The organism is Flavobacterium sp. GSA192, assembly GCF_006386525.1.
Lineage (GTDB): Bacteria > Bacteroidota > Bacteroidia > Flavobacteriales > Flavobacteriaceae > Flavobacterium > Flavobacterium commune.
In genome coordinates this window covers 121,818-147,492 of record NZ_VAHC01000002.1, presented here as the reverse complement: position 1 = coordinate 147,492, position 25,675 = coordinate 121,818, and the positions used below count along the sequence as shown (strand labels likewise).

The window sequence follows — 25,675 nt, the reverse complement described above, 5'->3', positions numbered from 1 at the left end:
TTGCAATGTTTAATAAAAAAGAAAAACCCTATACCGAGCTTTTAGGTAAAACTAATAGAATCGTTGAAGGAACCATTATAAAAGGAGATATTATTTCGAAGGCTGATTTTAGATTAGATGGCGAATTAATAGGGAATTTTCAATCTATGGGTAAGTTAGTTATAGGCCCTACAGGAAGTGTTACGGGAGATGTTAGTTGTAAAAATGCTGATATTGAAGGGAAATTTAACGGAACAATTATAGTAGCCGAATTATTAAATATAAAATCCAAAGCAAGTATTCAGGGCGATGTTACCGTGGGAAAATTAGCAGTAGAACCAGGAGCCGATTTTTCTGCCTCCTGTACAATGAAAGAAAGTCAAAACATATCAAGTGATGGAAACGAATCCTAACGATAAAAAGCCTGGTAAATGGCTCGCTTTGATTAATATTCCCATACAAATGGGAGTAATCATTTTTTTGTTTGCGTATTTAGGTGACTGGCTCGACGAAAATCATCCGCATCCTAAGATTTATTACAACAAAATATTTGTTATGATAGGGGTGTTCTTAGCATTGTATAATGTAATAAGGCAGGTTAACGAGATTAATAAAGATAAAGAATGAACCGTCTTTTCCGGACAAAACAACAATTATGATTTTAAAAAATTACAAGTATCTTCTCTTTTTATTCATTTCGGTAGTTGTAGCTTATGTAGTGCATCAATTGGTTTTTTATTTTTTCAAAATCGACCAGCAGACGTTTTATTACAGTTTAGAGCAGTTGTATGGCATCTTTTTTATATTGTCTTTTGTGATTGTTTTTATTCTTTTAATGATAAAAAAACGCAATTTTGATCAGTTGGGAATGTCTTTTTTGTTGTTAACCAGCAGTAAACTTGTTTTCTATTATTTACTCCTAAAGCCGATTTTGAATAGGACTCATTATGACATTAGAATTGAGAAGATAAATTTTTTTGTACTATTTGTCCTTTTTTTGACAATTGAGACTGTTCTAACTATAAGAATATTAAGCAAAAAGCCTTAAAAAAGAGCCTTAAATCAGAGATTAAAAAAAATATATTTTTATATCCTTTTAGATGTAAATAAAAAATGTACCTTTGCGCCAAATTTTAGAAACGTAAATATAACATATTTAGTAATTATGGTGATTTTAAAGAGACCACTTAGATTTATAATAGCAACATTTTTAGCGTGTCTTCCATTGGTAAGTTTTGCAAATCAAGAAGTTGATTCGGCACAAGTAAAGGTAGAAGCCACTCACGAAGTAGCAGCCGAGGGGCATCATGAAGGAGCTCATGCTGAACCAACAGATTTAAAATCTAAAATTAAAGCGTTCATTGGTCACCACGTTTTGGATTCTCATGATTTTTCATTAACTCAGGATGATGAGACAGGAGAAAGCTGGGGTTTTCCATTGCCTGTAATTTTATGGGATAATAATGAATTACACGTTTTTTCTTCTGCAAAATTCCACCACGGAAAAGAAGTAGCAGAATCTAAAGGTAACTTTTATGCTATCAATCATCATGATGGTAAAATTTACAGAACAGATGCTTCAGGAACAATTACTGAGGATGAAGAAACTGGTTTCCCGACTAATGTTCGTCCTATTGACTTTTCAATTACTAAAACAGTAGTTTCAATTATTGCTGCTGCTTTATTAATGTTTTTCATTTTTACTAATTTGGCTAAATCTTACGCTAAAAACGGAGGAATTGCTTCTGGAGTAGGTCGTATTTTTGAACCATTAGTAGTATATGTTCGTGACGAAATAGCTATACCAAACATTGGTGAGAAAAAATATAAAAACTATATGAGTTATTTATTGACAATCTTCTTCTTTGTGTTGTTCTTAAATATCTTCGGATTAACTCCACTAGGAATTAATGCTACTGGTAACTTAACAATTACTTTCTCATTAGCATTTTTAACTTTCTTAATTACTAACTTAACAGCTAATAAAAACTATTGGGGACACATTTTCTGGATGCCGGGTGTGCCAAAACCAATGCGTATCATCTTAGCGCCAATTGAATTGTTAGGTGTTTTTATTAAACCTTTCTCATTAATGATACGTTTGTACGCAAATATTTTTGCAGGACATATTGTATTGATGAGTATTATCGCTTTAATGTTTATCTTTAAAAGCTGGATTGGAAGTCCGTTATCTTTTGGGTTAGCATTTGCACTTTCTATTCTTGAAATTTTAGTTGCATTCTTGCAGGCTTATATTTTCACAATGTTATCGGCACTTTATTTTGGTGCGGCTGTTGAAGAACACCACCACGAAGAAGGTCACCACTAAGATTGTTGATTTTAGATTTATGATTTTTGAATGTAGATTTGCATTCTGAAATCTAAAATCGTTAATCTTCATTCTGAAATCAAATTGAATGTTTAATTTTTAATATATATATCATGGAAATTCCACAAATTATTGGAGCTGGATTAATCGTTATCGGAGCAGGTTTAGGTATTGGTAAAATTGGTAGTTCAGCAATGGACGCTATTGCTCGTCAACCAGAAGCTTCAGGAAAAATCCAAACAGCTATGCTTATCGCTGCTGCACTTATTGAAGGTATTGGTTTCGCAGCTTTATTCGCAGCTTAATTAAAACTAAAAAAAGACAATAGTTGCAACGGTTGGTTGTAACTATTGCTTTTAAAATTAAAACATTACATTGCAGCAATGCAACAAGATTAAATTTAGAATATAAAACTTAGAATTATATATAATGGAAAAGTTAATAAATCAGTTTGAGTTTGGTTTGTTTTTTTGGCAAGTATTAATATTTGTTGGATTAATATTATTATTGAAAAAATTCGCTTGGAAACCTATTCTTGATGCAGTTAATGAAAGAGAAGAAGGAATCAAAAACGCATTAGAATCTGCTGAAAATGCTAGAAAAGAAATGCAAAATTTGCAAGCTGACAATCAAAGAATTTTGAACGAGGCAAGAGCTGAGCGTGATGCTATGTTGAAAGAAGCTCGTGAGATGAAAGAGAAAATGATTGCTGATGCTAAAGGTGAAGCTCAGGCACAAGGTGAGAAAATGATTGAGCAGGCTAAAGCAGCAATTAACAGCGAAAAAAATGCAGCTATGGCTGAATTGAAATTGCAGGTTTCTACTTTGTCATTGAGTATCGCAGAGAAATTATTGAAAGACGAATTATCTAACACTGAAGCTCAAACTAAATTAGTTGAGAAAATGTTAGGTGACGTAAAGCTAAACTAATATTATGGCAGGTACAAGAGCAGCAATTCGTTACGCAAAAGCGATTCTTAGTATGGCAGACTCAATTGGAGTTGCTAATGAGATTAATAACGATATGATTTTAATTGCTTCAACTATTAAAGGAAACTCTGAATTAAATGCGTTTATTCAAAGTCCAACTATTAGTGTTGAGGTAAAAGAAAATGCACTATTGGAAGTTTTTGCTAATGTTAATGGTGTAACTAAAGGTTTCTTTCATTTATTATTCGAAAATAAAAGATTTGAAATTCTTGAAGCTATTGCAGTAGCATATTCTGAATTATTTGATGAGGCTAATGGTTTAGAAGTAGCTGTAGTAACTACTGCTATTTCTATGGATGCGGCTTTAGAAGCTAAAGTTTTGACTAAAATCGAATCTTTGTCAGATAAAAAAGTAACCATTAAAAATATAGTAGATCCTGCAATCATTGGAGGATTTATTCTAAGAATAGGTGATAAGCAGTACAATGCTTCTATCGCTAACAGATTACAAGTATTAAAGAGAGAATTAAGTAACTAGTTTTATTGCACATTAAGTGTCTAAATTATAAATTAAGATGGCGGAAATCAAACCTGCTGAAATTTCAGCAATATTAAGAAAGCAAGTAGAAGGTTTTGAATCTGGCGCTACGCTAGAGGAGGTAGGAACGGTACTTCAAGTTGGAGATGGTATTGCTCGTATTTACGGGCTTTCGAATGTACAATATGGAGAGTTAGTAGAATTTGAAAATGGTCTTGAGGCTATTGTATTGAATCTTGAAGAAGATAACGTAGGTGTGGTACTTTTAGGACCATCTACAGGAATCAAAGAAGGTTCTACTGCTAAAAGAACTCAACGTATTGCTTCTCTTAAAGTAGGAGAACAAATGGTAGGACGTGTAGTAAATACTCTTGGTTTTCCAATTGATGGAAAAGGACCAATCGGTGGGGACTTATACGAAATGCCTTTGGAAAGAAAAGCTCCTGGAGTAGTTTTCCGTCAACCAGTTACTGAACCATTACAAACAGGTGTAAAAGCGGTTGATGCTATGATCCCGGTTGGTAGAGGTCAACGTGAGTTGGTTATTGGTGACCGTCAAACAGGTAAATCAACTGTTTGTATTGACACTATCTTAAATCAAAAAGAATTTTATGATGCTGGTAAACCAGTATTCTGTATCTATGTTGCAATTGGACAAAAAGCGTCAACTGTAGCAGGAATTGCAAAAATGTTAGAAGAAAAAGGAGCAATGGCTTATACAGTTATCGTAGCTGCTAATGCTTCTGACCCAGCTCCAATGCAAGTTTACGCTCCATTCGCTGGTGCTGCTATTGGAGAATATTTTAGAGATTCTGGTCGTCCGGCTTTAATTGTTTATGATGATTTATCTAAACAAGCTGTGGCTTACCGTGAGGTATCTCTTTTATTAAGAAGACCACCGGGACGTGAGGCTTATCCTGGAGACGTTTTCTACTTACACTCTCGTTTATTAGAAAGAGCTTGTAAAGTTATCGCTGATGACGGAATTGCTAAAAACATGAATGATTTACCGGATTCTATCAAAGGAATCGTTAAAGGTGGTGGTTCATTAACAGCTTTACCAATTATCGAAACTCAAGCTGGTGACGTTTCTGCATATATCCCAACAAACGTAATCTCGATTACTGATGGTCAGATTTTCCTTGATGGAGATTTGTTTAACTCAGGGGTTCGTCCGGCAATTAACGTAGGTATTTCTGTATCTCGTGTTGGAGGTAATGCTCAAATTAAATCAATGAAAAAAGTATCAGGTACTTTAAAATTAGATCAGGCTCAATTCCGTGAATTGGAAGCGTTTGCTAAATTTGGTTCTGACCTTGATGCTGTTACTTTAAACGTAATTGAAAAAGGAAAAAGAAACGTTGAAATCTTGAAACAAGGTTTGAATGATCCTTATACTGTTGAAGACCAGGTAGCTATTATCTATGCAGGTTCTAAAAACTTATTAAGAAATGTTCCTGTAAATAAAGTAAAAGAATTTGAGAAAGATTTCTTAGAATTCTTAAACGCTAAGCACAGACCAACTCTTGATGCTTTAAAAGCAGGTAAGTTGACAGACGAAATTACTGATGTAATCGAGACTGTAGCGAAAGAAGTTTCAGCAAAATATAATTAAGATAGAAGTTAGAAGCTGGAAGTAAGAAGTTAAAATCTTACTTCCTACTTCCATCTTCCAACTCCAAACTTTTACAAAAAAATGGCAAATTTAAAGGAAATCCGTAATAGAATTACTTCCGTTTCATCTACGATGCAAATTACATCGGCGATGAAAATGGTATCTGCAGCCAAGCTTAAAAAAGCTCAGGATGCAATTACAGCCATGCGCCCTTATGCCGAAAAATTAACGGAATTATTACAAAATCTTTCTGCAACTCTTGAAGGAGGAACAGGGGAAGAATTTACTACACAACGTGAAGTGAAGAAAGTATTATTAGTAGCGATTACTTCTAACAGAGGTTTGTGTGGTGCTTTTAATTCGAATGTAATTAAGGAAGCTAAAAATCGTTCTGAGTTTTATGCTGGTAAACAAGTTGATATTTTTGCTATTGGTAAAAAAGGAAATGATGTTTTAAGTAAGACAAATACAGTAATTGAAAATCAAAGTGCTGTATTTGATAATTTAACTTTTGATAATGTTGCTGCTATTGCTGAAACATTAACTCAAAAATTTGTTGGTGGTGAGTATGACAGAATTGAATTGATTTATAACCAATTTAAAAATGCTGCTACTCAAATTGTTCAAACAGAGCAATTTTTACCATTAGCTCCTGTTAAATCTGATTTGAATGTTGCAGCCGGAGATTATATCTTCGAACCATCTAAAGAAGAGATTGTATTGACTTTGATTCCTAAATCATTGAAAACACAATTGTACAAAGGAATCCGTGATTCATTTGCTTCAGAGCATGGTGCGCGTATGACTGCAATGCACAAAGCAACAGATAATGCTACTGAATTGAGAAATCAATTGAAATTAACATACAACAAAGCACGTCAAGCTGCAATTACGAACGAGATCTTAGAGATTGTTGGTGGAGCAGAAGCTTTGAATGGATAAGAAAAAAATAATTTTTCTATATAAAAATAGCCTCGTACTTACGGGGCTATTTTTTTTTGAAATTTTTTAAAAAGAAATTAGAATAGGCGTAAAAGCTACACCGATTAAACCAAAGATTTAGTTATTTTTGTTTTCTAAAAAGTATTAAGACATATCACTTTGGGTTTATATAAAAATCTTTTCAAACAAACAGCCATTTACGGACTAGCTACAGTTTTGCCTAGAATGTTTAGTTTTCTGCTGGTGCCACTTTATACCGATTTGCTTCCCAAAGCAGAGTACGGAAAAGTGACTATTATATTTGCCTGGATGATTTTTTTTAATGTGATTCTGGCTTACGGAATGGAAACGGCTTTTTTTAGATTCTACAATAAAGAAGAAGATAAAAAAATAGTGGTCGAAACTTCAATGGTTTCTATTTTTTGGACTACCATAGTGTTTTTATTTGTTGCACTTTTATTCCGAACTACCTTAGCCGATTGGTCCGGAATCGATTCCCAATACATTACCTATACCATTTGGATTTTGACATTGGATGCTCTGGTTATTATTCCTTTTTCAAAACTACGAGCTTTTCAAAGACCGATGATGTATGCCATTATCAAAATTGGAAATGTGTTAGTGAATTTATTATTGAGCATTTTGTTTTTGATTTATTTACCTAAAATGGCAGAATTAAATCCTACGGGTTTAATCAGTTCGTTTTATATAGAAAATTTTCAGGTAGGTTATATTTTTCTTTCTAATATCATTGCCAGTTTATTGACTTTTGTGGTTTTGTCTCCTGATTATGTTTTTCTAAAATGGAAGTTCAATTTTAGTTTGTGGAAAAAAATGATGGTTTATGGGTTACCCATTTTGGTTGCCGGAATTGCTTTTGCCATCAACGAACAATTTGACAAAATTCTTTTAGACCGATTATTACCCCGCAATATTGCTGAAGATGAAGTAGGAGTTTATTCGGCTTGTTATAAGTTAGGTTTGTTCATGGTTTTGTATCGAACGGCTTATACACTTGGTATTGAACCTTTCTTTTTTAGTCATGCTAAAGACGAAAACGCACCACAAACTTATGCAATGGTAACCAAATATTTTGTCATATTCGGTTCGTTTATTATGTTAAGTGTGATTGTTTTTGCCGATTTATTCAAGTTTATAATGATTCGTGACGAATCCTATTGGGTAGCAATGAAGGTGGTGCCGTTGATTATTCTGGCTAATTTTTGTTTGGGAATTTACACGAACCTTTCAGTTTGGTACAAATTGATTGATAAGACTTATATTGGTGCTTATATTTCTATTGTGGGAGCTATCATTACTTTGGTTCTGAATTTCCTGTTAATTCCGTCCATGAGTTATACCGGTTCAGCTATTGCAACATTGGCTGCCTATGGAAGTATGATGTTGATTTCGTATTATCTTGGAAATAAATATTATCCTATTCCTTATGATTTTAACAAAATAGGAGGCTATCTTGGTTTGTCTGTAATTTTCTCAGTAGTTTCATTTTATGGTTTCAGAGAAAATTATTTTGTTGGAATTGCGTTACTGCTTTTGTTTCTCTATTTCATTTACCACAATGAAAAAGAAACGTTAATGAGTATTATGAATCGAAAAAGTAATCAGAAAAAATAAGTGCCACTTATTTCTATATAAAATAAAAAAATGAAAATAAATATTATCAATAAATCACAACATGCCTTGCCTGGTTATGAAACTATAGCTTCGGCAGGAATGGATTTAAGAGCTAATTTAACCGAATCGATAATACTACAACCTTTAGAAAGAACCATCGTTAAAACAGGTCTTTTTATCGAATTGCCGATAGGTTACGAAGCGCAGGTGCGACCAAGAAGCGGATTGGCATTTAAAAATGGAATTACCGTATTGAACAGTCCCGGAACCGTTGATGCAGATTACCGTGGAGAAATTGGAGTAATTTTAGTTAATTTATCCAATCAGGCTTTTGAAATTCAAAATGGAGAGCGCATTGCTCAACTCATCATAGCCAAACACGAACGTGCCGAATGGGAAGAAGTCACTGAATTGACTGAAACGTCTAGAGGAGCAGGAGGTTTTGGGAGTACAGGCGTAAAATAGCAGCATACAATTCTGATTTAAAAAAATAAAGTAAATAACCAACAATAGTGAAATTTTCGGTTCCATTTGTGCCATACATTTGGATTGAAATTTTCATTCAAACTTAAGAACAATGAAAATAATCGTCCCAATGGCAGGTAGAGGTTCTCGCCTACGCCCACATACATTAACCATTCCTAAACCTTTAATTCCAGTTGCCGGAAAACCTATCGTTCATAGATTAGTAGAAGATATTGCCGGTGTTTTGAATCAGGATATTGAAGAAGTTGCTTTTATAATCCATGAAAGTTTTGGCGAAAAAGTAGAGCAGGATTTAATTGCTATTGCCGAAAAACTAGGTGCAAGAGCAACTATTTATTATCAAAATGAAGCTTTGGGAACAGGTCATGCGATTATGTGTGCCAAGGAATCACTTTCTGGTCCGGCGGTAATTGCTTATGCCGATACTTTGATTAGAGCTGATTTTGAATTAGATCCAACAGCTGATTCTGTTATTTGGGTAAAACAAATTGAGAATCCGGAAGCTTTTGGTGTAGTTAAACTAAATGATAAAAATGAGATCATCGAATTGGTAGAAAAACCAAAGGAATTTGTGAGTGATTTGGCTGTTATTGGAATTTATTATTTCAAAGATATTGCTGTTTTAAAACAAGAATTGCAAAATGTTTTAGACAATAACATCCAAAATGGTGGCGAATACCAAATTAACGATGGTATCAAAAACATGATGGCCAACGGAAAAGTATTTAAAACAGGTGAAGTAAGTGCCTGGATGGATTGCGGAAACAAAAATGTAACTGTTGAAACCAATTCGAGGATGCTTGCTTTCTTAGCAGAAGATAAAGAAAGTTTGGTTTCGCCAAAAGTAAAAATTGAAAATTCGACTATTATTGAGCCTTGTTTTATAGGTGATGATGTGGTTTTAATTAATGCTACTGTTGGTCCAAATGTTTCCCTTGGAAACGGATGCCATGTAGTGGATAGCAGCATCAAAAACAGTTTGGTACAAACTCATGCGCATATTAAAAATGCTAATTTAGACAACGCCATGATAGGAAATCACGCTAGTTTTGATGGTAATTTTACAAGTATAAGTATTGGGGATTATTCGGTTTTAGAATAATGACAATAACTATAAAAATTTACCATTAAGAAAATTAAGTTGATTAAGCTTAATGGCTTAAATTCCTTAATGGTAAAATAATAAAGTGCTTTTGAAATTTAATTGGTAAAAATGAAAAAGGTAATTTCTTTACTGATAATGTTGGTTTTGCTATGCAATTCGGCTTTGTTATGGGGGCAAACGGAACCTGAAGAAATTAAACTCGAAGACAATAAATTTAAAGAATATTTTTTTGAAGCTTTAAAGCAAAAGGCAATTGAAAATCACGATAAAGCCATAACCGCTTTAGAACGTTGCCTGAAATTGGATTCCAATAATGCCACGATTTACCACGAATTAGGCAAAAATTATCTGGCTTTAAAAGAGTATAAAAATGCCTATTCTTCATTCGAAAAAGCCAATTCGATAGACCCCAAAAACAAATGGTTTTTAATTGGTATGTATGATGTGGATTATGAAACCAAGGATTATATCGATGCAATTAAGGTAATTAACAAACTCATTCCGTTTGATCCCAAGTTCAAAGAAGATTTGACTTCCTTGTATATGAATACAGCTGAATTTGATAAAGCTTTATTACTTATCAATGAATTGAATGAAACTGTGGGCAAATCAGAAAGGAGAGAAAATTACAAGCTTCAGATTTTGTCCCAAGGAACTTATCAGGACGCTGAAATAACTAATTTGATAAATCAAATCAATCAATATCCTAAGGAAGAGTCTAATTATATTTCGTTGATTTATTTGTATTCCAAGAAAGATAATTTAGAAAAAGTACTCGAAACGGTTCGAAAGTTAGAAAAAGAAATTCCTAATTCTGAATGGGCTCAGGTGAGTTTATTTAAAGATTATTTAGTTAACAAAGAAAGTCAAAAGGCAATAAAAGCCATGAATACGGTGCTGGCAAGTACAAAAATAGACAGCAAAATAAAACATCGTATTTTTAATGAATTTTTAATTTATGTCAATACTAATCCGAAGTTAGAGACTGATTTAGATAAGGCAATTGCTTATTTTGATGAGGATAAAAATGTTAATGTTGCTAAGGAAGTTGGTAAATATTACCACAACAAAAAGCAATGGGATAAGGCAATAAAGTATTATCTCATGGCACTCAAAAAAACAGGAGAAGCCGACGTAGAAATTAGTTTGCTTTTGATAGATGTATATTCGCAATTGGAGCAATTTGATAAAATTGCTAAAATTGCTAACGAAATGATTGAATTGTATCCGGTTCAGCCTCAATTTTATTATTTTGCAGGATTAGCTTACAATCAGTTGCGAGAGTTTAAAAAAGCGAAGGAAATATTAGAAATGGGCATGGATTATGTAGTGGAAGATGTATCATTAGAAATAGGTTATAATATTCAGTTAGGAGAAGCCTATAATGGTTTAGGAGATAATAATAAAAAAGAGTTCTATTTTTCGAAAGCAAACGAACTATTAAAAAAGCAAAAATAAAATGAAGAAGTATTTAGCAATAGTAGCAATTGTTTTTATGGTTTCCTGTAAACCAAAAGCAGTTGTAACATCAACAACAGTTACCGAACCGGTTGACGAGATGAAGGCAACTAAAATAATTGACAATCATTACAGCAATAAAAGTGATTTTTCTACATTATATATCAAAGCCAATGCTCGTTATGCCGATGATAAACAAGCCCAAAATGTAACTGCAGAAATTAAAATTAAGAAAGACCAGCAAATTTTAGTAAGCATTCGTTTTATAGGTATTACCATGGCAAAAGCTTCGATAACACCTACATCGGTGAGTTATTACGAAAAAATTAAAGGCACTTATTTTGATGGCGATTTCAGTGCATTAAGTCAGTGGTTAGGAACCGATTTGGATTACAATAAAATTCAAAACATGCTAACAGGAGAGGCTTTGGACGATTTAAACAAAGGAAAATACACTAAAATTCTGTTAGACAATCTCTATCGATTAGACGATTCGAATAATGGAAATACTAAAAAAAGTTATTATTTTAACCCAACTGATTTTAGTGTTAACAAACAAGAAGTAGTACAGGAAGCTGAAAACAGAAGCATTCAAATTGCTTACCCGGAAAGAGTAGCCCATAAAGAAGCTAATTTACCATCATCGGTTGAAATTAAAACGGCTCAGCCTAAAGGAAAATCTGAAATCAATTTGAATTACAATTCGGTTTCCTTTAACGAAGAACTTTCTTTTCCATATAGCATTCCTGATGGTTATAAAAGAATAATAATTAAGTAAATTTGCAAAAAAATATTTTTTAAGATGCCAAAATATCTCCTTAGTCTGTTATTTCTGTGTTTGACCTCTACTATGTGGAGTCAGTCCCAGCAAGAAAAATTAGAACAACGCAAAGCTCAAATTCAAAAAGAGATTAGAGAGAATGAAAAGATGCTGAAAAGTGTCAAGTCAAAGGAAAAATCAGCTATGAATGTTTTTTTGATTCAAAAGAACAAGATTAGACTAAAAGAAAATCTGATTCATACCACCGAAAAGCAAACCCGACTTTTAGGCGATGATATGTATCGTAATCAGCTTAAAATAAACAAGCTCAATAGAGAATTGAAAGTTTTAAAAGAAGATTATGCTAAGAAAATTGTAAATTCATACAAAAGTCGTTCAGAGCAAAGCAGAGCGATGTTTATACTTTCGTCAGAGAATTTTTTACAAGCTTATAAAAGGGTACAATATTTAAAACAATACACCAGTTTTAGAAAATCCCAGGGAGTGGAAATTAACGCTAAATCGACCGAATTAGTTCGTTATAACGAAAAATTAAAGCTTCAAAAAATTGCTAAACAAAAATTGCTTGCCGAAAATCAAAAGGAAAGGGAAGCCCTTGTAAAAGAAAAACAAGAGCAGGAAAAATTAGTCAATTCGATTAAAAAAGATAAAAACAGGATTGTTTCTGAAATTAGAAAAAAACAAAGAGAATCCAGAACTATCGATGCTCAGATTAACCGTTTAATTCGTGAAGCCATTGCCGAAGCGAATAGAAAAGCAGCTGCTGAGCGTGCTAAAGCCGCAGCATTAGCTGCAGCTGAAAGATCAAAGTCTTCTTCCAAATCTTCAACTACAAAAGAGGTGAAAGAGGTAAAAGAAACCGTTTCCAGAGCTTCAGTTTCTTCTTCAAGAATTGAAATGACTCCAAGTGACAAATTAGTTGCCGACAATTTCAGAGCAAATCGTGGTAATCTCCCTTGGCCAGTAGAAAAAGGATTTATTTCCTTAGGCTATGGCGATCAGCCGCATCCTATTTACAATACGCTAGTGGTGCATAATAGTGGTCTGGAAATTACAACAAATGAAGGAGCCAATGCCAGAGCTGTTTTTGGCGGGGAAGTTGCTAGTGTGATGGTTTTATCTCCGGTAAATAAAGCGGTTATGATTCAGCATGGAGATTATTTTACTATTTATCAAAATCTAAGTTCAGTTTCAGTAAGTAAAGGGGATAAGGTGAGTATTAAACAAAATTTAGGAAGAATACGTACCAATGGCGATACGGGTAAAACAGTAATTAAATTTTTGCTGTTGCAAAATACAACTTATAATAATCCACAAAGCTGGCTGGCAAACTAATTCAGGTTTTCTATAAAAAGCAATATGACTTCCGTTTCTTATACCAATTATTGAGAATGGCACACGGATAAAACTGATTTTAAAAGATTTTCGCTGATTGTAATTTACACAAAAAGCTTAAAAAATCCGTTTTTATCTGTTCAATCAGTATAATCTGTGACCTATTTTTCATGTGGTCCGCTAAGCGGACAGTCATAAAAAGCAAAAAGCGAGTCAGAAATTTGATTCGCTTTTTTTTGTGTTTAAAAATGGAGTTTTTTTAAAAATTACTGCTGCTGTTGTTCGGCATAATCCAATTGTTGTTGGTATTCAACAGAGTTTTTTTGTAATTCTACATCGTTGATTTCTTCAAAATGTCTGCCGTCTTCATAACCAATAGAAACACAAACAGAAAGGGTTTGTTTAGAAACTCCTTTAAAAGTTCCTTTTACCGGCGTACAATCTATAAAATTATGTCCTACAGCAAGTTTGACATGGTTGTCCATAGTCCAAATATTATTAGTAGGATCAATACCCAGCCAGCCTTGTTTAGGTGTATAAATTTCGACCCAGGCGTGTGTGGCACCTTCTCCTCTAAGTCCGCTTTCGTTAGGACAAATGTAGCCACTTACATATCGGGAAGGAATACCGGCAGTTCGTAACAATTGCAGTAATACGTTGGCAAAATCCTGACAAACGCCTTTTCGATGTCCTAAGATTTCATCAACGGTAGTCTCGATATTGGTGATTCCTTTGGTATAGGCAAAATGGTTATAAATGTATTTACTGCACTCATAGGCAATTTCGATGATTGATTTATCGGAGCAATCAATTTCTTTTAAAATCGCATCAATTTCGTCTTGTTTTGCAATGGTTTCAGGATAGCAAAGACGCAACAAATAAATATCGTTGTGCAAATTCAAATCGGAAACCTTAGTATGGTCTATTTCGGGTATTTTAAGCGAATGATTCACACGCACCAGCATTCTTGATTCAATCGTCATTTCGGTATGCGATTCCAGTGTATTGAAATTCCCAACCCTGTTGCCATGATAATCGTTGCTTATAGCCACATTAGGATTTTGTGTAATCGAAAGTTGGTATTGCAATACATCCTGATTTTCAAAGTTGTGCGGAAACAAACGAATTTCGTTAATACTTTCTTTGATGGGTAAGTTGTATTGGTATTTTGTAATATGTATAATATTGAAAACTGCCATTGTGTTTATGTGTATGAAAAGAATAATTTAGAGAAATCCATCGAAAATTCATTCAGTTGATCTTTGGTATTTTTTAATACCTCCTCTAATTGATAGTTACTAAGATGATGGTAATCGGTGTATTCGACATAACTTTTTAATCGTCCAAACTGATTGCGCATTTTGCGGGCTTCCATGAGATTATTATTTTTAAAAACACAGTCTAAATAAGTTTCGATTAGTCCCAAAGTAAATATCACCGAATGAGCAAAATCAGGATTGAAAATCACATGTTGGATTACCTTTCGATTGTGCGGAATATTGCTATAACTTTTTAAATACAATTCGTAACCCGATAAAGACAATAATAATTTTCGCCAATACAATAAATCTTCTTTTCCTTCCAGATTGTATTCAATGGGAGCATAATACGATTGGGTCATCGAAATGGTTTGCAAACATCTTTCGATATGTTTACCAATGCTTGAAAAACACCAGCCTAAACCTCTGGGCATGGTCACATGAAAGATTCCATTGTAAAGCAAAAAATCTTTATTTAGTTTGGCCAAAATACTAATAGCTTCAGGTGTTTCCAGCCTTTTAGGTAAATCGGCAGCATTGATGTAATGGTACATCGAATTGATGTGTTCCCAAAGTTCCTTGGTAATTTTATCCTGAGAACCTCGGGCATTTTCTCTGGCTTTGGTAATTAAATTCCGAACCGAATTGAGGTTTTTGCTGTCGCAAATGACATATTTCAACACAAAATTAGTGTCATGCTGAAATTCGGCAATGTATTCAGGAGGCAAATCGGTATAGTATTTTAATAAGGGTTTGTATCCTTGGTAATCATTAGTCTCCTGGTCAAAAGACATGATGTACAGCGTGTTTAGGGTAAGTAACATCCCATCGGTTCGTTCCATATATCGGTTAAGCCAAAACATTCCGTCGGCTACACGACTCAGCATATTTACTTCCATAGTTATTTCTTTAAAAGTTTAAAAAACAATTTGTGTGCATTTATTTCATAATCCAGGTATCCTTACTTCCGCCGCCTTGGGAGGAATTCACCACTAAGGAACCTTCGGTTAGTGCCACCCGGGTGAGTCCGCCGGGAACTATTTGAACTCCGTTAGGGCCACATAAAGCATAAGGGCGCAAATCAACATGGCGTAGTTTTAGCTCGCCATCAATGTAGCAGGGAACGGTACTCAACTGAATGATAGGTTGGGCAATAAAATTGCGCGGATTATTTAAAATTGCCACTTTGGCTGCTTCCAGTTCTTCTTCGGTCGCTTTATTTCCCATCACCATTCCGTAACCGCCACTTTGGTTGGTTTCCTTAATCACCATGTTTTCCATGTCGGCAAAGACTAATTCTCTTTCTTCCGGATTTTCCATTTGGTAGGTTGGAACGTTCTTTAAAATAGGTTCTTCGTTGAGATAATATTGAATCATTTGTGGCACATAAGCATAAATGGCTTTGTCATCGGCAACACCATTTCCTACTGCGTTTACAAGAGCAACATTACCCATTTTATAAGCACTTATCAATCCGGGAACGCCCAGTGTACTATCGGGTTTGAATACCAATGGATCTAAATATTCGTCGTCCAATCGTCTATAAATAACATCTACCTGTTGCAAGCCCGAGGTGGTTTTCATATATACTTTGTGATTGTTCACCACAAGATCACGACCTTCTACCAGCGGAATTCCCATTTGCCTTGCTAAAAAAGTATGCTCGTAATAAGCCGAATTATAAACTCCCGGAGTCAATAAAACTACATTGGGATTAGAGATGTTCCTTGGCGAAAGCGAAATTAAAATGTTATGGAAAATCATAGGATAATTGGCCACCATGCTTACATTGTTGGCGCGAAACATTTCCGGGAAAATCCTTTTGGTAATTTCCCTGTTTTCCAGCATATAGCTCACTCCACTGGGACACCTTAGGTTGTCTTCCAGAACATAGAATTCCCCTTTTTCGCCTCTGATTAAATCAATTCCGGCAATGTGCACATGAATGTTGTGCGGTACTTTGATTCCATGAACTTCCGGAATATAATGCGGACAGGAAGCAATTAAGGAAGCCGGTATAATACCTTCTTTGATAATTAATTGCTCGTTGTAAATGTCTTCCAGAAAAAGGTTTAAGGCTTTCAAGCGCTGACTAATTCCGGTTTCCACTTCCAGCCATTCGTTTTTGGTAATTATTCTGGGAATAATATCAAAAGGAAATATTCTTTCGATTCCCTGGTTGTCATCGCTGTAAACCGTAAAAGTAATCCCCTGGTTCATAAAAATATCCGAAGCCTGTTTCTGTTTCACATTCAGCTTATCAATATTTAAACTCTCTAATGTTTGTAATACTTGTTTGTAAGCGTCTCTTACTCCATCCCTGGAAAACATTTCATCCCATCCTCTTGGACTTAAATTTGGTGTTAAATTTACCATTCTATAAATTATTGAAAAATTAATAAAAACCAATTTTGATTATAAAAACATCAGTCTTTAGGCTAATTTAACAATTTTATTAATAAGTATTTGAAAATTTGTTGCGAATAGTATAATTAATACAGCATTCTTTTTTTGACTATCTGTTTTTTGAGAATTAGTGTTTTTAAATTCTTTTTTTTCGGAATTTTTCAATAACCAAAAATAATGGAACAGCAATGCAACTCCATTAGAAATAAGGAGTTTGGAAAAAGAGTAAAAAGAAATCTGATTAAGAAAGATTTTTTAGCTAAACAAAAAGCTATTTTTTATTTGCAAAAGTAGTTTCCATGGATTTCATCATGCGGTCAGTGGACCAGTTTCCGGACACAATCATGCGTCGGATGGTGAATAAAGGATCAATCGAATCTCTTTTGGTCGAAAGGATAAAAGCCATTTTATAGCCACTTTTTTTAATTTCAGCAATGGCTTCTTTGTTCCATAATCCAAAAGGATAAGCAAAATTAGTTATCGGTTTTCCAATGATTTCCTCCAGTTTGGCTTTTGGTTTTACTAATTGGGTGTTCCAGTCGTCTCCGGCATATTTAGTTACCATGTGATGATCCCAGGTATGAGCCGCAATACAATTTCCCGAATCAGAGAGTTCTTTAATATCTTCTTTGTTTAAATAATTCGGTCGGTTGATGGAAACGGTCATCACAAAGAAAACGCCTTTGAAATTGTATTTTTTCATTTCGGCTGCGCCAATGCTGTATTGCTCGCCTCGGGTATCGTCAAAGGTAATCATGACTGGTTTTTCAGGCAATGGCTTGTTATAGACCAAATAATCATACAATTGATTGGGTAAAATGCTGTGGTAACCGGCATTGGCTAAGGCTTTCATTTGCTCGGCAAAGTTGGCCGGTTTTACCGTATAGGTTTTAGTCATTTCACCAGCAGAATCCGTAAAATCTTTGATATTATGATAGCATAAAATAGGTACTTCTTTTCTAGCCAATATAGCCGCAGCATTGTTCATTACTAATTTTTCTTCCTCTTTTGGAGTTGCTATAGTATCCGGAACAGCAGTTTTGGTTTCAACGGGAGCAGTTGTTTTTTGTTGGCAACTGAACATCAAAAAAAGACCAATTGTACTTAAGAATATCAATTTTTTCATTTTGGAATAGGCTTACAATTATTGAAACTGAATGTAACTTGGTTTGGGCGAAAATTCTAATAATTGTTCCGGAGTGTATATTTTCCAGTCGTTCCAATTGTCATTTTTGTAGAATAATTTAAAACCAGTAAACTGAACCGGTTCTCTGTAAATGTATCTCAAATAAGTAGAACGCTTTAAAACCTGACTACCAAAACCGTCCATGTGCATCACAATCTGAACTTCGGGAACAGTCTTGATGGCTTTGTAATTAGTCACCATACCCTGGGTAAACCGATGTACCACTAATATTTTTGGTGTCAATTTTTTTTCGCGAACAATTCGGGCCAAAATATCAATGGCATCATTGATATCATCGGCAGACATGGTTCCAATTTTTTTGCCGGGAACATGACCACTTTTCATTGAAAACTCAGGATCAATTCCTAAATGAACATTTGGTAAAGCCAGATATTCTTCAAGTTGGCTTACTTCTTCCTTAACCGTGCTGTGTCCCACCTGAATATCTAAAAAAACCAAAGCATTTATAGGTTTTGCCCAGCTTAAAAGCGTATCGATTTGTTTAAAAGGCATTCGCATATTGTATCTGTTGGCTTTTCCCGGCTGACTTTGAGCCGAAACGGCAATATAATGAAAGGCAGGAATGGTGGTTACACTGGAATCGGCAGCCTCCCATTTGGCTACTTCTCCCTGTAGTTTTGCGATCATTTCGTCTTTTGGGTATTCGCCCAAAACACCCATTCTTTTCGAATACAAATTTCCGTAAAAAGCAATAATTCGGTTATAAGGCAACAAAGCTCCCGGCAAAGGATACGGTGCTTTAACAGGCCACATTCCGGTAGTGTCTTTGTTAGCCAAAGCAATCATTCTTTGGTTGTAATCAACGGTGTCAATTGCAGTAATCGGCTTTTTTTCTGGCGAAGTTTTTACAGCAATACTGTCTTTTATACTACTTTCTTCAGTATCGGATTTACTTTTGTTGCAATTACTAAAAAGAGAAAATACAAAAGAACTCACTAAGATTGCTAAGGCATATTTTTTCATAAAAAAAGGCATTTGAGGCAGATAAAAAAGAAATACTATTTGGAGGTTTTTAACTAAAATTCAGCATTAGAAAATATGATTATCCGTTTCTTATACCAATCACTAGGCAAACGCACGAGTTTTATTTTTGCCACGAACCTGTCTGCCGACAGGCAGGTTCCACGAATTAGTATAAATATTACTGATTTTAAATAAATTACACTAATTTTTTATCTGCCAAAGGCAGATTCGTGGAATATGATGACATTCCAATTTGTGTTATTTCGTGGAATTCGTGGCTGTTTTTTATTTAGTCCGCTAAGCGGACAGTCATATTAGAAAATTAAGGTTTTACTAAAGCAACTTCTTTAGTAGTAACCATTTTTTTGCTTTTATTAGTCCAGGAATTAGAAATATAATTCATCACATCGGCGACTTCTTCATCGCTTAAACCCATTGGCGGCATGATGCCGTTGTATTTTTTTCCGTTTACCACAATTTCGCCTTTCTGACCGTATTTTATGGCATGAATGCTTTCGGTTCTTTTTTTCTTCAGCCAGTCAGATCCATCCAAAGGAGGAAAAGTGGTTCCGTTTCCTTTTCCGGTTGCTAAATGGCATTGGATACAAAAATCGGTATAGACATCTTTGCCACGAGCCATGCTTTTTTGCAAAGGCGTTTGCTGTTGTTGTTTTATAGATAAATACTCTTTTGTGGAGTCGGTTAAAATTGTTGGATTTGAAAAATACAAACCACCTAAGAGTAACAGGCTTAAGCCAATATTTATTTTAGTAAATAGCATTTTAATTTTATTAGGTTTAATTTATTGAAGCACTGTTTTCTTTTTTTTACCGCAGATTCAAAGATTTTTTTATGATAATCTGCGACCCAAGCGATAGCGAACAGGCGAAGCAATCTGCGGTAATTTTTTAAATAGTTGAGAAACTCTAATCTACGGTAATTTAGTTTGGTATAATTTTTAGAATTCCTTTTCCTTCTACGCCCATGTAAATAAATCCATCAGGGCCCTGGGTTACATTGCGCAAACGACCAATGTCAGTTGCGATTTTTTGTCGGCCAATGATTTTATCACCGTCTAATTTTACCAATTCCAAATATTGAAATTTAAGCGAACCTACTAATAAATGTCCTTTCCAGTTCGGGTATTTATCACCGCTTACAAAAGTCATTCCGCTTGGTGCAATGGATGAAACCCAATAATAGATAGGATTTTCAATGCCCGGTTTTTGTTGTTCATTACTAATAATGCTGTTGTTGTAATCAATTCCGTAAGTGACTACCGGCCAGCCGTAATTAGCTCCTTTTTTGATAATGTTGATTTCGTCTCCGCCTTGTGGACCGTGCTCATGTTCCCAGATTTTACCGGTAACAGGATTTTTTACTAATCCCTGTGGATTGCGGTGTCCGTAAGAATAAATGGCTTCTTTGGCATTGGCTTGTCCCACAAACGGATTATCTGTTGGGATGCTGCCGTCGTCATTGAGGCGGTAGATTTTTCCGTTGTCACGGCTGATGTCCTGCGGATTCACAAAATGATTGCCGCGTTCTCCTGCCGAAAAATACAAATAACCTTCGTTGTCAAATACCATTCGCGAACCAAAATGCTGTCCTCGGGTGGTATTAGGCTCACATTTATAAAGCGATTCTATTTGGGTTAAGCTTTCGTTTTCCAGTTTGGCTCTGATGAGTTGGGTATTGCCGCCTTCGCCTTCGCCCTCGGTAGAAGCATAAGTAATGTAAATCCAGCCATTAGTACTGTAATTTGGATGTAAAACAATATCCATCAAACCGCCCTGACCACGGTTGTACACAGCAGGAACATTTTTAACCTCTGTTTTTATGCCTTTTGTAATATGAAATAAAATACCGCTTTTCTCGGTAACTAACAACGAACCATCGGGAAGAAAAGCCATTCCCCACGGATTGTTAATACCATCAGCCACAGTTTCTAAGCTGTAATTTTTTGCATCTTCCTGTAGCGGAATAGCATCGTTCGTTTTTAACTGCGCCTCACAGTTAAAAATGAAAAAGGAAAAAAATAATAAGGATAAAGTCTTCATAGTTTTATGGGTTAAACTCGGACTTTAAAGGTAGTGAAAAAGCTTAAAAGAAGTTCTATCGTTTTGCAACTTAACAATGTGGAGGATTAAGTAAACTAAACTTTATGTTTTGTTCATTTTTTTAGTCAATTTGTCTATTGAATTCTTTATCAGGAAAGTTTGTTAAGCGAGATATTTTTGCATTCTTGTTTATTTTAAAACTTCTTACGATTTCTCGTTTCATAATAATTTGTTGAGTTTTGTTCAAACTTTTTAAACTTCAAGTAAATCGGAATATGGCATATTCCAAATTTTTTAGGTTTTACGTTCCAATCTTTTTGTGAGGAATGAGCAAAAAGGATTTCTATTGCAATCTCTAATGCAAAATTTGTTTACATAAGAAAATTCAATTTCAATGATACACATTGTCTGTTGATAAAAACATACAATGTGTATAGTTTCACATTATGGTAAATAAACATCTAATTAGAGAGTTTGGTCAAAGAATTAAACAGCTCAGAAATGAAAAAAAATTAAGTCAAGAAAATTTGTCTTTTTCAACAGGTTTTCATAGAACTTATATCGGAATGATTGAACGTGGTGAACGTAATATTTCGCTGACTAATATAGCTGTGTTTGCTAAGGTTTTTGAAATTTCAATTTCAGAATTGTTAGATTTTTCATCAATAAATCCAAAACATTCTTATAAAAATTACGAAATAAAAATTGAAAAATAATGTCTAGAAAGCATTCGTTTGTATTGACATTATCTAACAATGTCACAGAAAAAGAAGGAATCAATTTTTTGATTGAAAATTATACTGGTTTTTTCAAAATTGATTTATCTACTAAAAAGCAATTACTTGATATGCTCAATATTGAGCATCGGTTTTTGCAATCTTTTGATTTAGTTTACATTCCTGATTTAGTTGGTGTTGAAATAAATACGGAATTTTTACAAACGTATTTAGAAGATATTATTTTGGTAGAATTAAAAACAACCAAAAAATATCTACCAGAAAATCCTAAAGGATTTTTCTTTGGGGCAACAGAAAACGAATTTAATTTTGGAAAAATTTTAGGTTCAAAATTCAGATTTTGTTTTGTTAGTTTAAATGAAAAAGGTTCGTCATATTCTTTGCAAACACTTGAAGAACTTGAGGCGAGAATAAAAAACAGAAGAATTCAATACCAGATTAACTTATAGTTTGGTCAATATGCCAAATCCATTTTTCAAATTCATTTGTAAACTCAAGTTCAGTATATCCATTATTCCAAGAGAAATTCCAAAATTCTTCAGTAGAAAATATAAAAAATCTTTCTCTTTTACAAAATACATCTTTTGTTATAGTTAAACTCCCCATTCTTAGAGATACTTCATAACCTAATGGTACGATTTCCTTTAGCTTTTGAATTAATTCAATTGTATTTAATTGCATATAAAATGATACTTATTGTGTGTAAATATAAAACATTATTCGGTATTTACTTAATTTCTAATTAATCCTTTGAGTTTTTTGAGCGTTGTCGAAACTGAAATAAGTAAAATTTACAGGAATGACAAGTTTGCGGTTATTTTCTGTTGTAAACCTTTGTTCAATCCGAACGAACTGTTAATGTGTTGTTTAGATTTTTTTAGTTTGTATGATTTTGTTTTGAGCGGGAATTGAATGAATTATAAACGTACTTAAAACACTTTATGATAATATCCTATAATATTCTGAAAAAATCTCATAGGAAATCGTTGTAGTTTTCGGATACATTTGTAAAATCATCAATACATTGTACGATATGCTTATTTGTGTTGAGATATTAAATATAAAATCCCATCTTTAATAAATGAAAAATTTACCATTATTAGATATCGCTATAATTGCAATTTATTTGATTGCTATGGTTGGCGTGGGAATTTATTTCTCCAGAAAAAATAAAAGTGCAGAACAATATACAAAGGCTTCGGGTAAAATTCCCGGTTGGGCAATAGGACTGTCTATTTATGCCACATTTTTGAGCAGTAATACTTTTTTGGGAGTTCCCGGTAAGGCGTTTGGAGGAAACTGGAATGCTTTTGTTTTTAGTATTTCGATGCCATTTGCAGCCTGGGTAGCGGCTAAATATTTTGTGCCGTTTTACCGCAGCACCGGAGAAGTTTCGGCTTATACCAATTTAGAAAAACGTTTTGGTCCCTGGGCCAGAACTTATGCCGTTGTTTGCTTTTTGCTAACGCAAATTACCCGAATGGGTTCGGTGTTTTTTGGAATTTCCCTTACGTTGCAAGCCCTGACAGGTTTTAGCATGGAAACTATCATGCTGGTTACCGGAATCTGTATTGTGATTTATACCGTATTAGGAGGTATTGAGGCGGTAATCTGGACCGAAGTGGTTCAGGCCATATTGAAAACGGGTGGTGCTTTGTTGATTTTGTATTTGATAGTTTCAAAAATGCCGGGAGGTGTTTCTAAAATAATGGAAATTGGACAACAAAATGATAAGTTTAGTTTAGGTAGCTTTTCGTTTGATTTTACAAGCTCTACTTTTTGGGTAGTGTTGCTGTATGGTTTTTTTATCAACCTGAATAATTTTGGGATGGATCAAAATTATGTGCAACGTTACCATGCCTCGTCTTCAGCTAAAGAGGCTTCAAAGTCAATTTGGTTGTGTGTTTGGATGTTTGTTCCTGTTTCTTTGGTGTTTTTTGTGATAGGTTCTTGTTTGTTTGCTTATTATCAAATGACTCCTTCATTGATAGAGCCCATTAAACTACAGGCAGCTGCAGAACATTTTGGAGCAGGGGCTTCTCAGACTGATATTGCCAATTATGCAAAAACATTACAACCATCGGATTATGGGGATAAGGTGATGCCTAATTTCATGGTCAATATGATTCCTACCGGTTTATTGGGGTTAATTGTTTCGGCGATACTTTCGGCGGCAATGAGTACCATCAGTTCAGGAATGAATGCTTCGGCAACGGTGTTTTCAGAAGATATTTATAAGCGATATTCGAAAAAGAAAATCAGCGACAAACAAAATATGCGTTTGCTGTATATCGGAACCGTTATGTTTGGATTGGGCGGAATGGCCTGTGGTATCGCGATGATAGGGGTGAAGAGTATTCTGGATATCTGGTGGCAACTATCAGGGATTTTTGCAGGAGGAATGCTGGGGCTTTTCCTACTGGGAATTATCAGTAAAAAATCAGGTAATACAGAGGCTATGGCTGCAACAGTTATAGGGATTATGGTGATTCTTTGGTTGTCGCTTTCGTACCTGATTCCTGATGGATATAGTTTTTTAAGAAGTCCGCTTCATGCTAATATGGTGATAGTGATTGGAACACTTGCTATCTATTTGACGGGTGCATTTATAGCAAAATTCAGAAGCGTAAAAGCTTAATAATATAAAAAAAGAGAAAATAGAATAACGATGAACAATTCAAAAAAAGGATTTATTCCAGTAATGTTAACGCCGTTTAATAATGATGGTAGCATTGATTACAAAACATTAACAGCTCTTACGGAACTTTATTTAAAGTCGGGAGTTACTGGTTTATTTGCCAATTGTTTGTCGAGTGAAATGTTTGAATTGTCAGAGGCCGAACGTATTCAGCTAACAAAACACGTAGTAGATGTTGTGGCTGGTCAGGTGCCAGTGGTAGCTACGGGAACTTTTGAAGGAAGCATTCAGCAGCAGGCTGATTTTACCAATAAAATTTACGGAACAGGAATTGATGCCGTGATTTTAATTTCAGGATTATTGGCTAAAGAAACCGATTCGGATGCTGTTTTTGTTGACAATGTACATCAGTTATTGAATTTAACGCCAGGGGTTCCAACAGGATTCTACGAATGTCCGGTGCCTTATAAAAGAGTGTTGTCGGCTGAACAATTAGGGGATTTTGTCAATGCAGGAAGAGTAATTTATCATAAAGATACCAGTTTAGATATCAATCAGATTAAGGCTAAATTGAGTGTGGTAAAAAATCCTGATTTTGGTTTGTATGATGCTTATATGGTACACGCAATCGAATCTTTAAAAGCAGGTTCGGCAGGATTGTCCTGTATTCAGGGGAATTTCTTTCCTGAACTGATTGTTTGGATTTGTGATAATTACAATGATGCTTCTAAAGCCGAGGAATTAGCAGCAGTTCAACAATTTTTAGAGTCTAATATGGGAGTTATGCACGATGTGTACCCTATTGTGGCTAAGTATACCTTACAAAAAAGAGGTTTGTCTATTTCTAATTACACGCGTAGGGAAGTAGGTAATTTTACTCCAATTGTAAAAAATGCAGTGGATCAACTGCAAAAAGAGTACGATATTCTCCAGAATGAGTTGTCATTCTAGTTTATATATTTTGGTTAGTGTTAGTGATTATTAAGTCGTCTGTTCGATTGTTTTTAAACAATGTCCGCTCCTCCCATTTTTTGGGCATTGTATAAGGATGTAGGAGTCTTTTTTTGACCATAATTTGGGCTCTTTATACAATTTCTGAAACAGAAGTTTTTCGGGCAGATGGGTTAATAATTGATCTAAACTAATATTCTTGTTGTTAAAAATATCTCTGATTTTTTTTGGAACACAGATTAGAAAAATTAAAGAAATAAACTTAGCGTATCTTTGTGGTTTTTTTTGTGAATCTCTGCGAAATAAAATAAATCACTGCAA

26 protein-coding genes are annotated in these 25,675 nt (G+C 34.4%); 18 read left to right on the top strand and 8 right to left on the bottom strand.

Annotated elements, in window-relative coordinates:
• Positions 1 to 5: 5 nt before the first annotated feature.
• From FDM27_RS04720 to FDM27_RS04650, 14 genes are all read left to right on the top strand, one after another.
• Positions 6 to 392, top strand: a complete 387-nt coding sequence (locus tag FDM27_RS04720; protein ID WP_071184337.1) for a polymer-forming cytoskeletal protein — start codon at positions 6 to 8, stop codon at positions 390 to 392.
• The gene (locus tag FDM27_RS04715) at positions 376 to 606 is read left to right on the top strand and encodes an AtpZ/AtpI family protein (RefSeq protein ID WP_071184336.1); all 231 of its coding nucleotides are present in this window, start codon (positions 376 to 378) and stop codon (positions 604 to 606) included. The genes FDM27_RS04720 and FDM27_RS04715 overlap by 17 nt, the downstream gene beginning before the upstream one ends.
• A gap of 538 nt (positions 607 to 1,144) precedes the next feature.
• Positions 1,145 to 2,308 carry a F0F1 ATP synthase subunit A gene (atpB, locus tag FDM27_RS04705; RefSeq protein ID WP_071184334.1) on the top strand — a complete coding sequence of 388 codons (1,164 nt, stop codon included), beginning with the start codon at positions 1,145 to 1,147 and terminating at the stop codon, positions 2,306 to 2,308.
• A 113-nt stretch (positions 2,309 to 2,421) separates the two neighbouring features.
• Positions 2,422 to 2,613, top strand: a complete 192-nt coding sequence (atpE, locus tag FDM27_RS04700; protein ID WP_026712861.1) for an ATP synthase F0 subunit C — start codon at positions 2,422 to 2,424, stop codon at positions 2,611 to 2,613.
• Positions 2,614 to 2,737: 124 nt separating this feature from the next.
• On the top strand, positions 2,738 to 3,238 hold the full coding sequence (locus FDM27_RS04695) for a F0F1 ATP synthase subunit B (RefSeq protein ID WP_071184333.1): 501 nt from the start codon (positions 2,738 to 2,740) through the stop codon (positions 3,236 to 3,238).
• Positions 3,239 to 3,242: 4 nt separating this feature from the next.
• A complete protein-coding gene (atpH, locus tag FDM27_RS04690) occupies positions 3,243 to 3,776 on the top strand; it encodes an ATP synthase F1 subunit delta (RefSeq protein ID WP_140485390.1) in 534 nt (177 codons plus the stop codon).
• Between the two features lie 37 nt (positions 3,777 to 3,813).
• Complete coding sequence (gene atpA, locus FDM27_RS04685) at positions 3,814 to 5,391, top strand: F0F1 ATP synthase subunit alpha (protein WP_071184331.1); 1,578 nt, start codon at positions 3,814 to 3,816, stop codon at positions 5,389 to 5,391.
• Positions 5,392 to 5,472: 81 nt separating this feature from the next.
• Complete coding sequence (gene atpG / locus FDM27_RS04680; RefSeq protein WP_071184330.1) at positions 5,473 to 6,333, top strand: ATP synthase F1 subunit gamma; 861 nt, start codon at positions 5,473 to 5,475, stop codon at positions 6,331 to 6,333.
• Positions 6,334 to 6,492: 159 nt separating this feature from the next.
• Complete coding sequence (locus FDM27_RS04675) at positions 6,493 to 7,968, top strand: lipopolysaccharide biosynthesis protein (RefSeq protein WP_140485389.1); 1,476 nt, start codon at positions 6,493 to 6,495, stop codon at positions 7,966 to 7,968.
• 30 nt (positions 7,969 to 7,998) lie between these two features.
• Positions 7,999 to 8,433 carry a dUTP diphosphatase gene (gene dut / locus FDM27_RS04670; RefSeq protein ID WP_140485388.1) on the top strand — a complete coding sequence of 145 codons (435 nt, stop codon included), beginning with the start codon at positions 7,999 to 8,001 and terminating at the stop codon, positions 8,431 to 8,433.
• A 112-nt stretch (positions 8,434 to 8,545) separates the two neighbouring features.
• A complete protein-coding gene (locus FDM27_RS04665; protein WP_140485387.1) occupies positions 8,546 to 9,556 on the top strand; it encodes a sugar phosphate nucleotidyltransferase in 1,011 nt (336 codons plus the stop codon).
• Positions 9,557 to 9,667: 111 nt separating this feature from the next.
• Positions 9,668 to 11,017, top strand: a complete 1,350-nt coding sequence (locus tag FDM27_RS04660; protein WP_140485386.1) for a tetratricopeptide repeat protein — start codon at positions 9,668 to 9,670, stop codon at positions 11,015 to 11,017.
• Between the two features lies 1 nt (position 11,018).
• Complete coding sequence (locus tag FDM27_RS04655) at positions 11,019 to 11,795, top strand: DUF4292 domain-containing protein (protein WP_071184325.1); 777 nt, start codon at positions 11,019 to 11,021, stop codon at positions 11,793 to 11,795.
• A 24-nt stretch (positions 11,796 to 11,819) separates the two neighbouring features.
• Positions 11,820 to 13,133 carry a murein hydrolase activator EnvC family protein gene (locus tag FDM27_RS04650; RefSeq protein WP_181161633.1) on the top strand — a complete coding sequence of 438 codons (1,314 nt, stop codon included), beginning with the start codon at positions 11,820 to 11,822 and terminating at the stop codon, positions 13,131 to 13,133.
• Positions 13,134 to 13,399: 266 nt separating this feature from the next.
• On the opposite strand, the gene FDM27_RS04645 is transcribed toward FDM27_RS04650, so the two are convergent.
• The 7 genes from FDM27_RS04645 to FDM27_RS04615 form a co-directional block, all read right to left on the bottom strand.
• On the bottom strand, positions 13,400 to 14,332 hold the full coding sequence (locus FDM27_RS04645) for a transglutaminase domain-containing protein (RefSeq protein ID WP_071184323.1): 933 nt from the start codon (positions 14,330 to 14,332) through the stop codon (positions 13,400 to 13,402).
• Positions 14,333 to 14,337: 5 nt separating this feature from the next.
• Positions 14,338 to 15,291, bottom strand: a complete 954-nt coding sequence (locus tag FDM27_RS04640) for an alpha-E domain-containing protein (protein WP_083382059.1) — start codon at positions 15,289 to 15,291, stop codon at positions 14,338 to 14,340.
• Between the two features lie 40 nt (positions 15,292 to 15,331).
• On the bottom strand, positions 15,332 to 16,768 hold the full coding sequence (locus FDM27_RS04635) for a circularly permuted type 2 ATP-grasp protein (RefSeq protein WP_071184322.1): 1,437 nt from the start codon (positions 16,766 to 16,768) through the stop codon (positions 15,332 to 15,334).
• A gap of 301 nt (positions 16,769 to 17,069) precedes the next feature.
• Complete coding sequence (locus tag FDM27_RS04630; RefSeq protein WP_140485385.1) at positions 17,070 to 17,924, bottom strand: polysaccharide deacetylase family protein; 855 nt, start codon at positions 17,922 to 17,924, stop codon at positions 17,070 to 17,072.
• 18 nt (positions 17,925 to 17,942) lie between these two features.
• Complete coding sequence (locus FDM27_RS04625) at positions 17,943 to 18,968, bottom strand: hypothetical protein (RefSeq protein WP_140485384.1); 1,026 nt, start codon at positions 18,966 to 18,968, stop codon at positions 17,943 to 17,945.
• Between the two features lie 322 nt (positions 18,969 to 19,290).
• Positions 19,291 to 19,749, bottom strand: a complete 459-nt coding sequence (locus tag FDM27_RS04620) for a c-type cytochrome (protein WP_140485383.1) — start codon at positions 19,747 to 19,749, stop codon at positions 19,291 to 19,293.
• Between the two features lie 160 nt (positions 19,750 to 19,909).
• Positions 19,910 to 21,028 (bottom strand): PQQ-dependent sugar dehydrogenase, encoded by a 1,119-nt coding sequence (locus tag FDM27_RS04615; protein WP_140485382.1) that lies wholly within the window; start codon positions 21,026 to 21,028, stop codon positions 19,910 to 19,912.
• A 446-nt stretch (positions 21,029 to 21,474) separates the two neighbouring features.
• Between FDM27_RS04615 and FDM27_RS04610 the strand changes: the two genes are divergently transcribed.
• Entirely contained in the window at positions 21,475 to 21,744 is a 270-nt protein-coding gene (locus FDM27_RS04610) for a helix-turn-helix domain-containing protein (protein ID WP_140485381.1), read from the top strand.
• Positions 21,744 to 22,214, top strand: a complete 471-nt coding sequence (locus tag FDM27_RS04605) for a hypothetical protein (protein WP_140485380.1) — start codon at positions 21,744 to 21,746, stop codon at positions 22,212 to 22,214. The genes FDM27_RS04610 and FDM27_RS04605 overlap by 1 nt, the downstream gene beginning before the upstream one ends.
• On the opposite strand, the gene FDM27_RS04600 is transcribed toward FDM27_RS04605, so the two are convergent.
• Positions 22,204 to 22,446, bottom strand: a complete 243-nt coding sequence (locus FDM27_RS04600) for a hypothetical protein (protein WP_140485379.1) — start codon at positions 22,444 to 22,446, stop codon at positions 22,204 to 22,206. The genes FDM27_RS04605 and FDM27_RS04600 overlap by 11 nt on opposite strands.
• 400 nt (positions 22,447 to 22,846) lie before the next feature.
• Here FDM27_RS04600 and FDM27_RS04595 point away from each other — a divergent pair, with 400 nt between their 5' ends.
• Positions 22,847 to 24,403, top strand: coding sequence for a sodium:solute symporter (locus FDM27_RS04595; protein WP_140485378.1), 1,557 nt, complete (start codon positions 22,847 to 22,849; stop codon positions 24,401 to 24,403).
• A 30-nt stretch (positions 24,404 to 24,433) separates the two neighbouring features.
• Positions 24,434 to 25,354, top strand: coding sequence for a dihydrodipicolinate synthase family protein (locus FDM27_RS04590; protein ID WP_140485377.1), 921 nt, complete (start codon positions 24,434 to 24,436; stop codon positions 25,352 to 25,354).
• Positions 25,355 to 25,675 lie beyond the last annotated feature (321 nt).

Excerpts from the sequence above, each read along its gene's own strand:
- FDM27_RS04615 (WP_140485382.1), bottom strand. The coding sequence starts at position 21,028 with ATGAAGACTTTATCCTTATTATTTTTTTCCTTTTTCATTTTTAACTGT.
- FDM27_RS04610 (WP_140485381.1), top strand. The coding sequence starts at position 21,475 with ATGGTAAATAAACATCTAATTAGAGAGTTTGGTCAAAGAATTAAACAG.
- FDM27_RS04595 (WP_140485378.1), top strand. The coding sequence starts at position 22,847 with ATGAAAAATTTACCATTATTAGATATCGCTATAATTGCAATTTATTTG.
- FDM27_RS04630 (WP_140485385.1), bottom strand. The coding sequence starts at position 17,924 with ATGAAAAAATTGATATTCTTAAGTACAATTGGTCTTTTTTTGATGTTC.
- FDM27_RS04655 (WP_071184325.1), top strand. The coding sequence starts at position 11,019 with ATGAAGAAGTATTTAGCAATAGTAGCAATTGTTTTTATGGTTTCCTGT.
- dut (WP_140485388.1), top strand. The coding sequence starts at position 7,999 with ATGAAAATAAATATTATCAATAAATCACAACATGCCTTGCCTGGTTAT.
- FDM27_RS04645 (WP_071184323.1), bottom strand. The coding sequence starts at position 14,332 with ATGGCAGTTTTCAATATTATACATATTACAAAATACCAATACAACTTA.
- FDM27_RS04605 (WP_140485380.1), top strand. The coding sequence starts at position 21,744 with ATGTCTAGAAAGCATTCGTTTGTATTGACATTATCTAACAATGTCACA.
- FDM27_RS04695 (WP_071184333.1), top strand. The coding sequence starts at position 2,738 with ATGGAAAAGTTAATAAATCAGTTTGAGTTTGGTTTGTTTTTTTGGCAA.
- atpG (WP_071184330.1), top strand. The coding sequence starts at position 5,473 with ATGGCAAATTTAAAGGAAATCCGTAATAGAATTACTTCCGTTTCATCT.
- FDM27_RS04650 (WP_181161633.1), top strand. The coding sequence starts at position 11,820 with ATGCCAAAATATCTCCTTAGTCTGTTATTTCTGTGTTTGACCTCTACT.
- FDM27_RS04600 (WP_140485379.1), bottom strand. The coding sequence starts at position 22,446 with ATGCAATTAAATACAATTGAATTAATTCAAAAGCTAAAGGAAATCGTA.
- FDM27_RS04665 (WP_140485387.1), top strand. The coding sequence starts at position 8,546 with ATGAAAATAATCGTCCCAATGGCAGGTAGAGGTTCTCGCCTACGCCCA.
- FDM27_RS04625 (WP_140485384.1), bottom strand. The coding sequence starts at position 18,968 with ATGAAAAAATATGCCTTAGCAATCTTAGTGAGTTCTTTTGTATTTTCT.
- FDM27_RS04660 (WP_140485386.1), top strand. The coding sequence starts at position 9,668 with ATGAAAAAGGTAATTTCTTTACTGATAATGTTGGTTTTGCTATGCAAT.
- FDM27_RS04635 (WP_071184322.1), bottom strand. The coding sequence starts at position 16,768 with ATGGTAAATTTAACACCAAATTTAAGTCCAAGAGGATGGGATGAAATG.
- atpA (WP_071184331.1), top strand. The coding sequence starts at position 3,814 with ATGGCGGAAATCAAACCTGCTGAAATTTCAGCAATATTAAGAAAGCAA.
- FDM27_RS04720 (WP_071184337.1), top strand. The coding sequence starts at position 6 with ATGTTTAATAAAAAAGAAAAACCCTATACCGAGCTTTTAGGTAAAACT.
- FDM27_RS04715 (WP_071184336.1), top strand. The coding sequence starts at position 376 with ATGGAAACGAATCCTAACGATAAAAAGCCTGGTAAATGGCTCGCTTTG.
- FDM27_RS04590 (WP_140485377.1), top strand. The coding sequence starts at position 24,434 with ATGAACAATTCAAAAAAAGGATTTATTCCAGTAATGTTAACGCCGTTT.
- atpH (WP_140485390.1), top strand. The coding sequence starts at position 3,243 with ATGGCAGGTACAAGAGCAGCAATTCGTTACGCAAAAGCGATTCTTAGT.
- atpB (WP_071184334.1), top strand. The coding sequence starts at position 1,145 with ATGGTGATTTTAAAGAGACCACTTAGATTTATAATAGCAACATTTTTA.
- FDM27_RS04620 (WP_140485383.1), bottom strand. The coding sequence starts at position 19,749 with ATGCTATTTACTAAAATAAATATTGGCTTAAGCCTGTTACTCTTAGGT.
- atpE (WP_026712861.1), top strand. The coding sequence starts at position 2,422 with ATGGAAATTCCACAAATTATTGGAGCTGGATTAATCGTTATCGGAGCA.
- FDM27_RS04640 (WP_083382059.1), bottom strand. The coding sequence starts at position 15,291 with ATGGAAGTAAATATGCTGAGTCGTGTAGCCGACGGAATGTTTTGGCTT.